At 43.8% G+C, this 15,095-nt stretch carries 11 protein-coding genes; all 11 read right to left on the bottom strand.

What is annotated here, in order from left to right; genetic code table 11:
• Window positions 1–3: 3 nt before the first annotated feature.
• Window positions 4–1,119, bottom strand: a complete 1,116-nt coding sequence (locus OCV65_RS08690) for a 4-hydroxybutyrate dehydrogenase (protein ID WP_262581720.1) — start codon at window positions 1,117–1,119, stop codon at window positions 4–6.
• Between the two features lie 39 nt (window positions 1,120–1,158).
• The gene (locus tag OCV65_RS08685; protein ID WP_262581719.1) at window positions 1,159–2,232 is read right to left on the bottom strand and encodes a M24 family metallopeptidase; all 1,074 of its coding nucleotides are present in this window, start codon (window positions 2,230–2,232) and stop codon (window positions 1,159–1,161) included.
• A 120-nt stretch (window positions 2,233–2,352) separates the two neighbouring features.
• Window positions 2,353–4,401 (bottom strand): molecular chaperone HtpG, encoded by a 2,049-nt coding sequence (gene htpG / locus OCV65_RS08680; RefSeq protein ID WP_118383611.1) that lies wholly within the window; start codon window positions 4,399–4,401, stop codon window positions 2,353–2,355.
• A gap of 211 nt (window positions 4,402–4,612) precedes the next feature.
• Window positions 4,613–7,888 (bottom strand): ABC transporter permease, encoded by a 3,276-nt coding sequence (locus OCV65_RS08675; protein ID WP_262581718.1) that lies wholly within the window; start codon window positions 7,886–7,888, stop codon window positions 4,613–4,615.
• A gap of 10 nt (window positions 7,889–7,898) precedes the next feature.
• On the bottom strand, window positions 7,899–8,603 hold the full coding sequence (locus OCV65_RS08670; protein WP_262581717.1) for an ABC transporter ATP-binding protein: 705 nt from the start codon (window positions 8,601–8,603) through the stop codon (window positions 7,899–7,901).
• 670 nt (window positions 8,604–9,273) lie between these two features.
• Entirely contained in the window at window positions 9,274–10,686 is a 1,413-nt protein-coding gene (locus tag OCV65_RS08665) for an amidophosphoribosyltransferase (protein WP_262581716.1), read from the bottom strand.
• Between the two features lie 92 nt (window positions 10,687–10,778).
• The gene (locus OCV65_RS08660) at window positions 10,779–11,426 is read right to left on the bottom strand and encodes an SdpI family protein (RefSeq protein ID WP_262581715.1); all 648 of its coding nucleotides are present in this window, start codon (window positions 11,424–11,426) and stop codon (window positions 10,779–10,781) included.
• A complete protein-coding gene (locus OCV65_RS08655) occupies window positions 11,410–11,694 on the bottom strand; it encodes an autorepressor SdpR family transcription factor (protein WP_262581714.1) in 285 nt (94 codons plus the stop codon). Before OCV65_RS08655 ends, OCV65_RS08660 begins: the two co-directional genes overlap by 17 nt.
• A gap of 166 nt (window positions 11,695–11,860) precedes the next feature.
• The gene (gatB, locus tag OCV65_RS08650) at window positions 11,861–13,294 is read right to left on the bottom strand and encodes an Asp-tRNA(Asn)/Glu-tRNA(Gln) amidotransferase subunit GatB (RefSeq protein WP_262581713.1); all 1,434 of its coding nucleotides are present in this window, start codon (window positions 13,292–13,294) and stop codon (window positions 11,861–11,863) included.
• 2 nt (window positions 13,295–13,296) lie between these two features.
• Entirely contained in the window at window positions 13,297–14,778 is a 1,482-nt protein-coding gene (gene gatA / locus OCV65_RS08645) for an Asp-tRNA(Asn)/Glu-tRNA(Gln) amidotransferase subunit GatA (protein WP_262581712.1), read from the bottom strand.
• Window positions 14,779–14,799: 21 nt separating this feature from the next.
• Entirely contained in the window at window positions 14,800–15,093 is a 294-nt protein-coding gene (gene gatC / locus OCV65_RS08640; RefSeq protein ID WP_118383598.1) for an Asp-tRNA(Asn)/Glu-tRNA(Gln) amidotransferase subunit GatC, read from the bottom strand.
• Window positions 15,094–15,095: the final 2 nt, after the last annotated feature.

The following is a 15,095-nucleotide window of genomic DNA, read 5'->3' as shown; positions in this document are numbered from 1 at the left end:
ATCTCAGAACAGCTGACGATAGATCTTCACCATCTGCTCCACATTAAACTTTACATAGCTCTGGTTCAGCAATCTCTGCTGGTTCTGCTCTACGCCTTCTGCAAAGCTCTGGATCTGATCCTCTGTCATGCCATACTCATGAAGCTTCTTTCTGGCAATGATCTTATCTAAGAGCTTCTCGATTTCTACATATACCTGATCTACTTCGCAGTGAAGAAGTCCGGCAAGATGCTCATTCAGCTCTTTTAATTCTCCATCTGGATTCACTCTCTGATATTCTGCAAATACAGCTGTCAGGAACAGATAGTTGGCTTCGCCGTGTGCCACATGATACTCACCACTCAGCGGATAGGACATAGCATGCACCGCACCTGTTCCCGCATTGCCAAATGCCACACCGGCAAGATCACTTGCTATCAAGAACTGATCCAGAATCTCCATGCGATATTCCGGTCCATGCTCCACAATCTTCTGGAATCCATCCAGGATCATTTCCATTGCCTGGTTGCTGAACATCCGTGTATACAGCGTTGCCTTTGGTGACACATAAGATTCGATGGCATGGATAAATGCATCAATCGCACTGGTAGCAAAAAATGAATACGGAAGCTTGGTCAAAAGCTCCGGCACAAGCACTGCCTCATCCGCAAAAATGCTGTCGTCCGCTAATCCCATTTTACTGTGAATACTGGTCAATTCTGCGATAGATACGTTGGACACTTCTGATCCTGCACCGCAAGTGGTAGGTACTGCAATCAGGGTATGCGCTTTCTTCAGAGGTACCTGTCTGCGGTACACCTGCTCAGCAGTATGTTCACCTTCCAGCACCAGAATCTTAGCCATATCGATGACTCCACCGCCACCGATCGCTATGATACGGTCACATCCGGATGCTTTATAATCTGCGATCAGCGCATCGATCATCACATCCGTCGGTTCTCCTTTTCCATACTCGCTCTTGTATTCCACATGGGCATCCAGACCTAACGGCGTAAAATACGCATCATAGGTACTCTTGCTCGCCAGGATAAAATCTCCCTTGCCAATCTGATACGCCTCTGCAAATTCTTTTGCCGTCTCACATTTGTTAATTACCGTCTTCTGCTGAAATAACTTCATTGCACATATCCTCCGTGTCTTTCCTTCAAATCTATCGTTTTATTCAATAACCTGCAGTTCTTTAGTATAAGAGTTCAGCACTTCCACACCGTCTTCTGTTACCAGTACCAGATCCTCAATTCGAACTCCTGTATCTCCCGGCAAATAAATACCAGGCTCAATAGAGAAGATCATGCCAGGCTCTGCTTTTGTCTCATTTGTCAACGATACATCACCAAACTCATGCTCAGACAATCCGATAAAATGTCCCAGACGATGATTGAATCCCTCACCGTATCCTGCTTCAGTGATAATATCTCTGGCTGTTTTATCCAGTTCACAAAGCGGTACGCCAGGTTTGATCTTTGCGATAGCTGAACGATTTGCATTCAGTACCAGATTATAGATCTCTTTATTCTTCGCTGTTACTTCTTTATAGCAGAAGGTACGTGTCATATCAGAGCAGTATCCGTCCTTGATACATCCCACATCAAACAGGATCACATCTCCTGCTTTCAGCACCGTATCATCTGGCATGTGATGCGGATCGGCTGCATTGGCTCCAAAAGACACGATCGGATCAAAGGAGAATCCCTCTGCTCCCAGTTCTTTGTAGATCTCAAGAGTCTGATCAGCGATCTCTTTCTCTGTAATGCCTTCTTTTACAAGCTCACGGAATCTCGCTATAGCCTGATCATTGACCTTAGATGCTGCACGCATCTTGTCTTTTTCTTCTTCATCCTTAATACCACGGGTAAGATCCACTGCCAGAGAAGAATTCTCAAATCCTGTAGCTGCCTGATTTTCCATCAGTGGCAATAAGAATCTTGCTTTGATATCTTTATCCACGCCTAATTTACTGCCTTTATCGATATATTCCATCACATAATCCATGACTGGATCCGTGTCACTGTACCATACCTGCTTCAGCTCCACACCGTCCGGAATGGTAAACAAGTTATTCAAAAATAATACATGCTCCCCATTTTTTCTTAACAACAGTCCAAAGAAACGCTCATATGGTTCAATGTAAATTCCTGTCATATAATAAATAGACATCGGATCTACTACCAACATCTGGCTTAATCCACGTTCTTCCAATGCCTTCATAATGCGTTCTGTTCTTGTATTCATTTGCTTATCCTCCTGTGAAATGGAATCTCATAACCTCAATAATCGAGCAGGCTGGCACCTATTCGACCTGTACAAAAATCCGCCGATAGTCATCACCATCGACGGATTCATTATATCACATTATTTTGCAAGCTTCAGCATAATCTCATTACTTCTCTGTACGAAAGCTGTCATCTCTTCCGGTGATAACGGCTTATGCGCCAGCATAGCCAGGTCATATAACTGCTTACAGAAGATACCTGTATTCTCTTCATCCTTATGTGCCTGTACATACTGTACCAGCGGATGATTCGCATTCAGTACCAGTGTGCCGGTCGTTCCAAACATAGACGGATCCATACCTGCCATACCATACATCTTCATCATATCCTGCATACGGCGACTTTCTTCTGACAGTGTGATCATAGCTGCCACAGACTCATCTTTGATCTTCTCTACCTTCACTTCCAGATTCTCATTGCCAAGCTCTTTACGGAACAGTGCAACCAGTTCATCGGTTGTCTTCTGGAATGCCTCCTTCTCTTCCTCAGATACTTCTTCCTTAGAAGATGCATTGACATCCGCATCAATTCTCTGGAACTTCAGTTCCGGATTGCGCTGCTCTAACTGTGTAATGAACGGAGAGTCAATGTTGTGTGACAGGATCACAGCATCCTGTCCCTGCGCACGGAACATATTGATGTACTGGCTCTGCTGCTGTTCATCTGTCACATAGTAGATGGTAGTCTGCTCTTTATTCTCAGCGTTGTCACCTTCCGGCTTCTCTGCTTTCTTATCTTCCAGCTTGCCACCATTATTCTCTACACACTCTTTCAGTGTCAGATACTTATGATCAATATTCTTGAACAAGATGTAATCTGTCATCTTATCACAGAACTTCTCATCCTTCAGGCATCCAAACTTGATAAACGGACTGATATCATCCCAATACTTCTCATAAGACTCTTTGTCTGTCTTGCACATTCCGCTCAGCTTATCTGCAACCTTCTTGGAAATATAATCCGCGATCTTATTAACAAATCCATCATTCTGCAGAGCACTTCTGGATACGTTCAGTGGCAGATCCGGGCAGTCAATCACTCCCTTTAATACCATCAGAAATTCCGGAATTACTTCTTTGATATTATCTGCGATAAAGACCTGATTGTTATACAGCTTAATGGTTCCCTCTACAGAATCATATTCGGTATTAATCTTCGGGAAGTACAGGATACCTTTCAAGTTGAATGGATAATCCATGTTCAGATGAATCCAGAACAATGGCTCCTTGTAATCCATAAATACCTTGCGGTAGAAATCAATGTAGTCTTCTTTGCTGCATTCATTCGGATGTTTCGTCCACAACGGTGTCGTATCGTTAAGCGGTACCGGACGCTTGTTGATCTTAACTTTATCCTTGGCAGGAGATACTTCTACCATCTCCTTCTCACCATTTTCATTCTCTTTTTCTTCCATCTTGGCTTCTTCATGGATACGCTCTACGACTACGTCATCCTCTTTCAAATCTGCCTCATCGATAGTCTCATACTCCTGCTCCGCATTCGCCTTCTCCAGATAGATCGGAACAGGCATAAATGAGCAATATTTCTCCAGTACTTCTCTTGCACGGTATTCATTCGCGAACTGTAAACTATCCTCATTCAGGAACAGTGTGATCTCGGTACCAACACCTTCCTTATCGCCTTCTGACATCTCATATTCTGTGCCTCCGTCACTTACCCAGTGTACCGGCTTTGCCCCTTCTTTATAAGAAAGTGTATCAATATGAACCTCATCGGCAACCATGAATGCAGAATAGAATCCAAGACCGAAATGACCGATCATATCATCTTCTGATGTCTTATCTTTATACTTCTCCAGGAATTCTGTTGCACCGGAAAATGCAATCTGGGTAATATATTCTTCAACTTCATCTTCTGTCATGCCAAGACCATCATCGATAAACTTCAAAGTCTTATCTTCCGGGCTTACAACAACACGAATCTGTGGTTTGTAATCATCCGGAAGCTGATATTCACCCATCATATCCAACTTCTTAAGCTTAGTGATCGCGTCACATCCATTCGACACCATCTCACGGAAGAAAATGTCATGATCGGAATATACCCACTTTTTAATAATTGGGAAAATATTCTCACTGCTGATTGATAATGAACCTTTTTTTGCCATGTCTATCACTCCTGTTTTTATTCTATATAATATCAGAGCCTGCCAGCCCTTTTTCCCGTACTTTATGTACAAAAATTATGATAATACTGTAAAATTTAAAAGTCAATAGAAAATTAGCACTCTTTCAAAAAGAGTGCTAATAATTTCCTTAAATTTATAAACTGTTTATTAAATCTGTCTTCCAGGTCCACCGGAGCATCTTCAAGAAGATTTACTCTACGCTCTTCAAGGACTCCACCATATTGATCTTCTTCAGTTTAAAATACATGATCCAGTTGATCAACAATGAAAATCCCACGGTAAACAACAGACTATAAATAAAACTCGGCAGATAGATACTACGTCCAAACATAGCTGCATCTACTTCCACCGTCTGAATCGTAAACAAATGCAGAACCTTGCCAAGCACAACACCCACTGCTGCGCCGATAAACGTCAACAGAATATTTTCACGGAATACATACTGTGCCACTTCTCCGTCGTAGAATCCCAATACCTTCAATGTAGCTAATTCCCGCTGCCGCTCTGTGATATTGATCGTATTAAGATTATAAAGTACAACAAATGCCAGCATTCCTGCTGAAATGATCAATACAATAATAACAAGATTAAGGCTGGACAGCATTTCATCCAACTGTTCCTGAATATCATGAACATAGCTGATACTTAAAACTTCATCCCGTTTCATAATCTTCTCGCCAACGTCTTCTACCTGTGTCTGGCTATAAGAATCATCCGTTTCAAACAAAACACTGTTATACTCCGGCATTGTACCAAACACCTTATTATAATAAGCTGGTGTCATATAGATATAATGTCCCATATAATTCTCACATATATGAGAAATGGTAAGTTCTTTATCGCCGTTTTTCTCATCCTGAATCGTGATACGATCTCCCACTTTAGCGTTTAGAAGCTTAGCAGTCTTTTCACTGATGATCACGCCATCATCTGTCAGTTTGTATTTCTCACCTGATTTCCGGTCGTGAAAATCTACATACCGTCCTATATTTTTCACATCTCCAAACACCGTAATGTAAGCCTGACGCTCTTTCTTTCCATTCTTAAGTGTAATGCTCTTCATATAAGCATCCATATAAGACACTACGTCTTTGTCCGTATCCAAAAATGTATTCAGGTGTTCTCGATCCTGCTCATCCAAATCTTCCTGCAGCACGATCTGACCGTCATAAAGCTGGATCTCAGAATACTGTATATCTGCAATCTCATATACAGAATCCCTAAGTCCATATCCCACGATCATCAGCGCCATACAGCCACCAATGCCAAATATTGTCATAAAGAAGCGCTTTTTATACCGCATCAAATTGCGTACTGTAGATTTCCACGAGAAATTCAATCGTTTCCATATAAACGGAATCTGTTCCATGAAAACCCTTTTTCCTACTTTAGGAGCCGGAGGACGCATCAGCTCAGACGGCTGTGCTCCCAGTTCCTTATAGCAGGCAAAAATTGTTGCCATCAAAGTGCACACAATTGCTGCTGCCGATGCCATAATACCGTATGACGGCACATATGGCACCAGAATCTCCGGAATGTGATGATATAAAATACCATATGAATAAATGATTATATACGGCAAAATCTTCTCACCAACCAACACTCCGAGAATACTTCCGGTGATAGTTGCCAAAAACGCATAACCAATATACTTCATAGCAATTGTTGATCTGCGATATCCAAGTGCTTTCATCGTACCAATCTGTACTCGTTGTTCTTCTACCATACGAGTCATACCGGTAAGACTGATCAGAGCGGCTACCAAGAAGAACAATACCGGGAAGACTTTTCCTATAGCCTTCATCCGATCTGCATTCTCCCCATAACCATTGTACTCCGGCAATGTACTTCTGTCATAAATATACCATTCTGCCTCCGGGATATCATCGATCTTTTTCTCACCATCTGCAATCTTATCTTCCCCATCCGCAATATCCTGTGCTGCTTTTGTTCTGCCTTCTTCCAAATCTTGTTTTGCATCTGAGATCTTATTCTCATTTTCCGTAATCTCAGACATCCCTTTTTCCAGTTCCTGTTCCTTCTCCGACAGTTCTTGCCAGCCGGCATTAATCTGCTCCTGTCCACTTGTCAGCTGCGCCGGTACTGACGCCAGCGCTGCCTCAGATGCATCCAGTGCGGCTTTCGTATCTGAAAGCTGCTGTTCCGCAGAAGCGAGCTGATCTTTTGCCATCTGCAGTTGAGCTGAAAGCTCTGTTTTCTGCTGCTCCAATCCCTCCAGCTGCTGCACCAGTCCAGCGTATTGTGCTCCTATCTCTGTATTCGGATTTCCATAAATGGATTCATCATTACCACACATATCTTTGAGTGCCTCTAATCCATTATTGCAGATATCAATCCCCGCCTGAATCTGTTCAAGAGCTGCTTCGCCTTCTGTAATCTTCTGTTCTGCCTCTGGCTTTCCTGCTTCAAATGCAGTCTTCCCTGCTTCATATTGAGCACGTCCATCCTGTAATTGCTGCACACCATCTGCATATTTTGCTTTTGCCTGATCCAGCTCCTGCTGTTTCTGTGTCAGCGTATTCTTTGCTTCCTCTATCTGAGCCCTGCCGCTTCTGATCTTTTCTTTCGCATCTGCCAGCTGACTTTCTGCATCCGCTATCTGTGTCTCCGCATCTGATAATTCCTGTTCTGCCTTCGCTTTTCCCTCTTTCAGATCTATCTTCGCCTGATCCAGCTCTCTGGTAGCATCATCGACCAGTTCCCGTCTCCTGATGATTCCCCGATCATTGGAGAGTTCCTTCACATCATCCATAGCATCATCTATCAGATCTTCGTATTCATCTGTATAAGCAATACACGCTTTCGCTCCCTTTACTAACAGATAGCATTCTGTGTACACGTCCTGTGTAAATGTCTCCCTCGGAACCACAAGAAATGCTGACAGACTTCCGTTACCGATCGTCGTACTGCCTCTGCCGTAAGATATATAATACGGACTGTTCCCTGTGCCAACCACAGTAAGTTCATCTGTTGCCAGTGTATCTGTAACCGGGTCTTCCGTACCGGACGTAAGCTTGATCTTATCTCCGACCTTATAGGTGCTCTCGTCATCTGCCAGACATTCGCCAGACTTCTCCGGAAGTCTTCCTTCTGTAACCGTAATCTGATTCATATCCTCAGACAACGACATCACATGCAACGCACGCTGTTTCTCCCCATCATAATTCAGAAAATCCCCACTATATGCGCCTTCTGCTTTATCGATACTGTCCAGTCCTTCGAATGCTTTCACATCATCTTTTGTCAATCCCAGTGTACTGATAACCTTGATATCCATCAGATTCGCCTGGTCAAAATACGCATCTCCTGTCACACGCATATCCGGTTCCGAAGCACGGATTCCAGAGAAAAATGCAACACCAAGCGCCACAATAAACAGAATCGACACAAAACGTCCCGAGCTTTTTTTAATCTCTCTGAAAAATTCAATCGTCGTAGTCTTCATATCCAAGCTCCTACCATTCTATCGTCTCGACTGATACCGGATGCGGATTCAACGTCATCTTCGATACCTTACCATTCTTAATCTGGATCACCCGGTCTGCCATTGGTGCGATTGCCGAGTTGTGCGTAATCAGGATTACCGTCATCCCCTTTTCTCTACAGGTATCCTGGAGCAGTTTCAAAATCGCCTTACCTGTATTATAGTCCAGGGCTCCTGTCGGCTCATCACAGAGCAGAAGCTTCGGATTCTTCGCCAACGCTCTCGCAATTGATACCCTCTGCTGCTCACCTCCGGAAAGCTGTGCCGGGAAATTCTTCAATCTGTCACCAAGTCCTACCTCCCGCAACACCTCTTCTGCCGGTAACGGATCCTTACAGATCTGAAGCGCAAGTTCTACATTCTCCAATGCAGTCAGATTCGGAATCAAGTTATAGAACTGAAATACAAATCCGATATCATCTCTTCGGTAAGCTGTCAGCTGCTTTGCAGAATACTTTGCAATATCTACTCCATCTACCAGCACCTGACCGGATGTTGCCGCATCCATGCCGCCAAGGATATTCAGTACTGTTGTCTTTCCTGCTCCACTTGGACCAACTACAACTGCAAACTCTCCCTTTTCTATCTGAAAAGAAATGCCATCAGCTGCAGCGATTTCAACTTCACCCATATGATATATCTTACGGACATCGTCCAATTTCACAAAATCTTTCATAAGTCCCTCCGTACCAGTAATTTGGAATTTAAAGATATATTTAGTATAACATTAGATGCGTCAGAAAAACATTCCCCGATTTCACAATTTAGAGTTATTTTAGGATTTGTATATAGAAACAGAAATGCCTCGGAGCGGCAACTCCGAGGCATTTCACTCATACTACATATGCAAATGGCTAGACAGAGGGAAATAGCATAAATCCAGCCTCAGGATTACTCTCTGTCTATCTGTAATATAGCATATATTATCCTATATTTCAAGTTTTATTTTTATTATTTGTATAAAATACTTTTCTTTTTCTTTTCATATTGTTTAATTATTTAAACCATGTTATACTCTATCTACTGTCTCACCTATACAAGGCAGTAGATAGGAGGTGAGGCCGTGAATGGATTAGAATCATTTATTCTCTCTGTATTGGCAGGTGTAGTATCTTACTACATATGCAAATGGCTGGATAGAGAGAAGTAGCATAGTCCAGCCTCAGGCTTAATCCACCTGGGAAAAACGGAATAGAAATGCCTCGGAGTGCCAGCTCCGAGGCATTTCGTTTTTTGTTCTTATGAACGAATTAGAATCTTTCAGCTTATCGCCTAATAAGATTATAGCATAAGCTTCATCCATTTTCAATCATTATTTTTAATTACCGTATCACGGTTCATCCATTTTATTCTTTACCATTAAAGCAGTATGTACATACTTTACACGGCTCGATACCGATAGACGCCAGCAGATCATCCAGTCTGTGATATCTCAGTGTGGTGAAGTTCTGCTGTTTCCGGATATCTTCGATCATCTGCTCATATTTACAGGTGCATGGATCTGCATATTCATCCAGTACTTCCTGTGGGCAGTTATCTCCTTCTCTCTTCTGGATCATCTGACGTGCGATCAGCTCCATCTCTGATCTGGAACGTGAGAAGTTCAGATATTTACAACCGTACATGATCGGCGGGCAAGCCGGACGCACATGAACTTCCTTTGCGCCGCTGCGATACAGAAATTCGGTTGTCTCACGAAGCTGTGTGCCGCGGACAATGGAATCATCGATGAGTAGAAGCTTCTTATCTTCAATCAATGCTTTCACCGGAATCAGCTTCATACGTGCGATCAGGTTACGCTGACTCTGATTGGTCGGCATGAATGATCTCGGCCAGGTTGGTGTATATTTGATGAATGGTCTTGCATACGGAACGCCGGATTCATTGGCATATCCGATGGCGTGTGCAATACCGGAATCCGGTACACCTGCTACGATATCCGGATGCACAGAATCACCGTCACGTTTTGCAAGCATGCTTCCGCAACGATAACGCATCTCTTCTACATTCACACCCTCATAAGCAGATGTCGGATATCCGTAATATACCCACAGGAAGGAACAGATCTTCATTTCCTTTCCAGGTTCTACCAATGTCTCCACACTCTCCGGAGTCACATAAACGATTTCGCCAGGTCCCAGTTCTTTATAATCCTGAAATCCAAGATTAATATATGCATGGCTCTCAAATGACAGACAGTATGCGCCTTCCTTATGTCCTACAACGATCGGAGTACGTCCCATCTTATCTCTTGCTGCATAAATTCCGTCCTTGGTCATCAACAGCATACTCAATGATCCATCCACCAGATCCTGCACATAACGGATACCTTCCGCAAAGCTGTCCTTCTCACAGATCAATGCTGCGATCAGTTCTGTCACATTGACCGTTCCATTCGTCATTTCCTGAAAGTGTGTCTTAGATCTGCTATACAGGTCTTCCAGTAATTCCTCATAATTATTAACTTTACCGACAAATGCAAGACTAAAACTTCCAATCTTAGAACTGAACAGCAGTGGCTGCGGTTCATAATCTGAGATACAGCCAATACCGATATTGCCTTTCATATTGCCGACATCTTTGTCAAACTTGGTTCGGAACGGTGTATTTTCAATATTATGGATTGCACGGTCGAAGCCGTCCGCCCCATGAACTGCCATACCTCCACGTCTTGTTCCCAGATGGGAATGGTAATCCACTCCGTAGAAAAGTTCCAGTACACAATCTTCCTTCGATGCTACTCCGAAAAAACCACTCATAACTTTCTCCTTATCTTATCTGTTATTCTGACATACTATATACAGTATAGCACCCGTCGATAAGATGCAGATATTATTTCTCCTAATCTTATTTATAAGCTGTGTTTTCTGAAATGCAGATAGGATGCTACAGCCGGAATCAGTGCCACGATTATAATAATCGTCAGACTCACATAAACCGGATCTACCCATGACTGAAAGCCAGCCAGAAAGGTTAACACACCGCCGAGTATCCACCATTTGCCAGCCATCCGGTGCGTATAATCCCAGTTTTCTTCGTCTGCCAGTGTCCATGGCAGTTTAATACCTATCGTATAGTTCTGTCTGCATTTCGGCAGATAATTACCGACCACGATCAGTATCACAGCCATCAACGCATTTATCCAGACTGTACTGTTTACGCCCTTATAGTCAAGTGCATTGCCATAAACAGTGACACCCGCATAAATAGATACCAGCGGACAGATACAGAGGATCAGACGATAAACTTTCGGACTGATATTCTTTCCTTTGGGATCCACACTGGTCACCAATGCACAGAATACATGTATCGCCAGGCAAAACAGATAAATCCCTATTACCGCAACCAACTTACTGCTGTATCCATTCGGTGTACCATCGGTTCCAAAGTGTGTCGCCACCCGTTCCGGCAGCTGATTCCATAACAGCAGTCCGACTAATATTGGCAATATCGTAATAATACACGTTACAATAAAAAACTTTTTATTTGCTTTCAGCATGAGTTCCATCCCCTTTCAGCTCTGACAGCCAGAGCATTACTTCCTCAACTACAGAAGTATTCAGTGTGTAGTAAATGTAATTCTTTTCTCTGGTCTCAAAGACCAGTCCGGCTTTTTTAAGTATTTTTAAATGGTAAGAAATTGTCGCACCTGTCATGTCAAAATGTGCTCCAATCTCTCCAGCCGACATCCGTCCTTCTCTCAATAAAGAAAGGATGTCCCGGCGTGCCGGATCTGACAGTGCTTTAAATGTCTCTCCAAATCCCATATTCACCATCCTTTACCTGTCATGAATCTATTTAGAAATATTTCTAATTAGTTTATAACACACCTCATCACAAAACGCAACAGGCATTTAGATATTTTTCTAAATACCTAAATGCCTGCCTGTTTTTTCTATAATAATGCTGTTAATAATAATGTCTCATTCTGTCTTAAGCTAACATCTCACGAAGCTTCTTATTAACCGCTCCCGGATTGGCCTTGCCTTTCATTGCCTTCATCGTCTGTCCAACCAGAGCTCCCAGTGCTTTTTCTTTACCGCCTTTATAGTCAGCCACGGCCTGTGGATTGTCTGCGATAACCTTCTTCAGCACTTCTTCCAGTGCTCCGTCATCCTGTACGATCTTCAGACCTTTTTCTTCTACGTATTTCTCAGGATCTACGTTCTCATCGAAGATCTTCTCAAATACTTCCTTGGCTACGGAGCTGTTGATCGTACCAGCTTCGGTAAGTTCAATCAGTTTTGCAAGATGTTCCGGTGCAAAGCAGATGTCTTCCGGTTCCTGTCCGCGTTCCTTCAACAGTCGCAACGTCTCTACCATCAGCCAGTTAGCCACCTTCTTCGGCTTACCACAAATTGCTGTTGTCGCCTCGAAAATGTCTGCCATCTTTTTAGAGTTGGTAATAATCTCTGCATCGTAACGTGGAATATCAAACTCTCTGTTGTAGCGCTCCAGCTTCTCGGTACGGAACTCTGGCTGTCTGGCTTTGATCTCTGCGATCCATTCATCGCTGATCACGATCGGCACCAGATCCGGTTCAGGGAAGTAGCGATAGTCCTGTGCATCCTCTTTAGAACGCATAGCATGCGATGATTCTTTATTGTCATCCCAGCGCCTTGTCTCCTGTACGACTGCACGTCCTGCTTCTATTAAATCAATCTGTCTCTGACGCTCTCCGTCAATGGCTCTTGCAATCGCTTTAAAAGAGTTCAGGTTCTTCATCTCTGTACGGGTACCGAATTCAGATGCCCCTACTTCACGAACAGACAGGTTCACGTCAGCACGCATGGAACCTTCCTGAAGCTTACAGTCTGATGCGCCCAGATACTGAATGATCAGACGAAGCTTTTCCAAATAAGCCATAACTTCATCGGCTGAACGCATATCCGGCTCGGATACGATTTCTACCAGTGGCACACCGCTTCGGTTATAGTCTACCAGAGAGGTATCATCCCATTCGTCATGCACCAGTTTACCCGCATCCTCTTCCATATGCATTTCGTGGATACGAATCTTTTTCTTCTGCTCTCCAACTTCGATCTCTACATATCCGTTTCTTGCGATCGGCAGATACAGCTGCGAGATCTGATAGTTCTGTGGGTTATCCGGATAGAAGTAATTCTTACGGTCGAATTTGCATACCTGTGTAATCTCACAGTTGGTTGCAAGACCAATAGCAGCTGCATATTCTACTACCTGTTTATTCAATACCGGAAGAGACCCCGGCATACCGGTACATACCGGACAGGTGTGTGTATTTGGTGCACCCCCGAATGCTGTACTGCATCCGCAGAATATCTTCGTCTTAGTGGCAAGTTCTACATGGACTTCCAGTCCAATAACGGTTTCATACTGTTTTGCCATGATTATCTGCCCCCTTTCTCAGCTGCTTCTGCCAGCTCCGGCCGTGCATAACTTCCTGTCTGTTCATATGTGTATGCTGCCTGGAGCAGTTTCTTCTCCTGATAACAGTCACCGATCATCTGCATACCAATCGGCAGTCCTTTGGAATCACGTCCCACCGGAATGCTGATACCCGGCAATCCTGCCAGGTTCACAGATACAGTATATACATCACTCAGATACATTTTCATCGGGTCGCTTAAGCTCTTACCAAGTTCCGGTGCAGTCGTCGGTGCAGCCGGTCCAATGATCATATCGTATTTTTCAAATGCGCGGTCAAACGCTTTCTTGATCAATGCCTTGGTACGAAGTGCTTTCAGATAGTATGCGTCATAATAACCGGAACTCAGCACAAAGGAGCCAAGCATGATACGACGTTTCACCTCCGCTCCGAATCCTTCAGAACGAGATTTCTTATACATATTGTGAAGTCCTTCATACTCTGCTGTCCGGTATCCGTATTTCACACCATCAAAACGGGACAGGTTGGAACTTGCCTCTGCCGACGCGATGACATAGTACGCTGGAATTGCATATTCTACCAGGCTTAAGTCAAACTCTTCTACAACCGCTCCTTTTTCTTCCAGTACCTTTACCGCTTTCAGGATGGCTTCTTTTACTTCCGGATCCAGTCCTTCACCGAAATAATCTCTTGGAATACCGATTTTCATACCTTTCACATCTTCTACAAGTGCAGATGTGAAATCGTAGCTGTCTCTTCCTATAGAAGTGCTGTCTTTTTCATCATGTGCTGCAATCGTTTCAAGAATTGCTGCGCAGTCCGTCACATCCTTTGCCACCGGTCCGATCTGATCCAGAGAAGAACCATAAGCAATCAACCCATATCTGGATACTGTACCATAGGTCGGTTTCATTCCAACTACGCCACAGAATGCGCTTGGCTGACGGATTGAACCACCTGTGTCAGATCCCAATGCACAGAAGCATTCTTCTGCTGCCACTGCCGCACAGGAACCTCCGGAAGATCCGCCCGGCACATGGGCAGTGTTCCATGGATTCTTTGTTACTCCATAATAGGAAGTCTCGGTTGTGCTACCCATTGCAAATTCATCCATATTGGTCTTGCCAAGGATGACTGCGCCGGCTTCTTCCAGCCGTTTTACCGCTTCTGCCATAAATGTCGGCACGAAATTCCCCAATATCTTAGAACTGCAGGTTGTGAGCACGCCTTCGGTACACATGTTGTCCTTAATGGCAACCGGCACACCTGCAAGCGGTCCCGTAAGCTCTCCTGCATCAATCATTTTCTGCACCTGATCTGCACGTTTCAGTGCTTCTTCTCTGCAAATTGTCACGTAACTGTGGACTTCTGATTCCACACTGTCTATCTGTGCAAGAGACGCTTCCACTGCTTCACGGACGGTAACTTCTCCTGCCTGTATTTTCTTACCCAGCTGAACTGCTGTCAGACTTCTGATACTCATCTCTTATCCTCCTGACTCTGTCTATCCAATGGTCTTTGGCACTTTGAAGCACTGTTCCTTCTGAAGTGGTGCATTCTTCAAAGTATCTTTACTTCCGTCTCCATTCGTCACTACATCTTCCCGGAATACATTATTTACCGGAAATACATGCGACATCGGCTCAATCCCCTCGGTGTCCAGCTCATTCAGTGTATCGATATAATCCAGCATCCGTTCCATATCGGATCTGGCTGCTAACTTCTCTTCTTCAGACAATTCCAGCTTTGCCAGAATGCCTACATATTCGATGGTCTCATCTGATATCTTATTTGCCATAA

It is taken from the genome of Dorea ammoniilytica (genome assembly GCF_025567415.1).
Taxonomy (GTDB): Bacteria; Bacillota; Clostridia; order Lachnospirales; family Lachnospiraceae; genus Claveliimonas; species Claveliimonas ammoniilytica.
The sequence above is the reverse complement of the archived record's forward strand: the minus strand, read 5'-3'. Positions and strand labels throughout refer to the sequence as shown.

What these genes read in the sequence shown, in the direction of transcription:
- gatA (WP_262581712.1), bottom strand. Translation starts at nt 14,778, where the DNA reads ATGAGTATCAGAAGTCTGACAGCAGTTCAGCTGGGTAAGAAAATACAG.
- OCV65_RS08660 (WP_262581715.1), bottom strand. Translation starts at nt 11,426, where the DNA reads ATGCTGAAAGCAAATAAAAAGTTTTTTATTGTAACGTGTATTATTACG.
- gatC (WP_118383598.1), bottom strand. Translation starts at nt 15,093, where the DNA reads ATGGCAAATAAGATATCAGATGAGACCATCGAATATGTAGGCATTCTG.
- OCV65_RS08670 (WP_262581717.1), bottom strand. Translation starts at nt 8,603, where the DNA reads ATGAAAGATTTTGTGAAATTGGACGATGTCCGTAAGATATATCATATG.
- OCV65_RS08665 (WP_262581716.1), bottom strand. Translation starts at nt 10,686, where the DNA reads ATGAGTGGTTTTTTCGGAGTAGCATCGAAGGAAGATTGTGTACTGGAA.
- OCV65_RS08685 (WP_262581719.1), bottom strand. Translation starts at nt 2,232, where the DNA reads ATGAATACAAGAACAGAACGCATTATGAAGGCATTGGAAGAACGTGGA.
- OCV65_RS08655 (WP_262581714.1), bottom strand. Translation starts at nt 11,694, where the DNA reads ATGGGATTTGGAGAGACATTTAAAGCACTGTCAGATCCGGCACGCCGG.
- OCV65_RS08690 (WP_262581720.1), bottom strand. Translation starts at nt 1,119, where the DNA reads ATGAAGTTATTTCAGCAGAAGACGGTAATTAACAAATGTGAGACGGCA.
- OCV65_RS08675 (WP_262581718.1), bottom strand. Translation starts at nt 7,888, where the DNA reads ATGAAGACTACGACGATTGAATTTTTCAGAGAGATTAAAAAAAGCTCG.
- gatB (WP_262581713.1), bottom strand. Translation starts at nt 13,294, where the DNA reads ATGGCAAAACAGTATGAAACCGTTATTGGACTGGAAGTCCATGTAGAA.
- htpG (WP_118383611.1), bottom strand. Translation starts at nt 4,401, where the DNA reads ATGGCAAAAAAAGGTTCATTATCAATCAGCAGTGAGAATATTTTCCCA.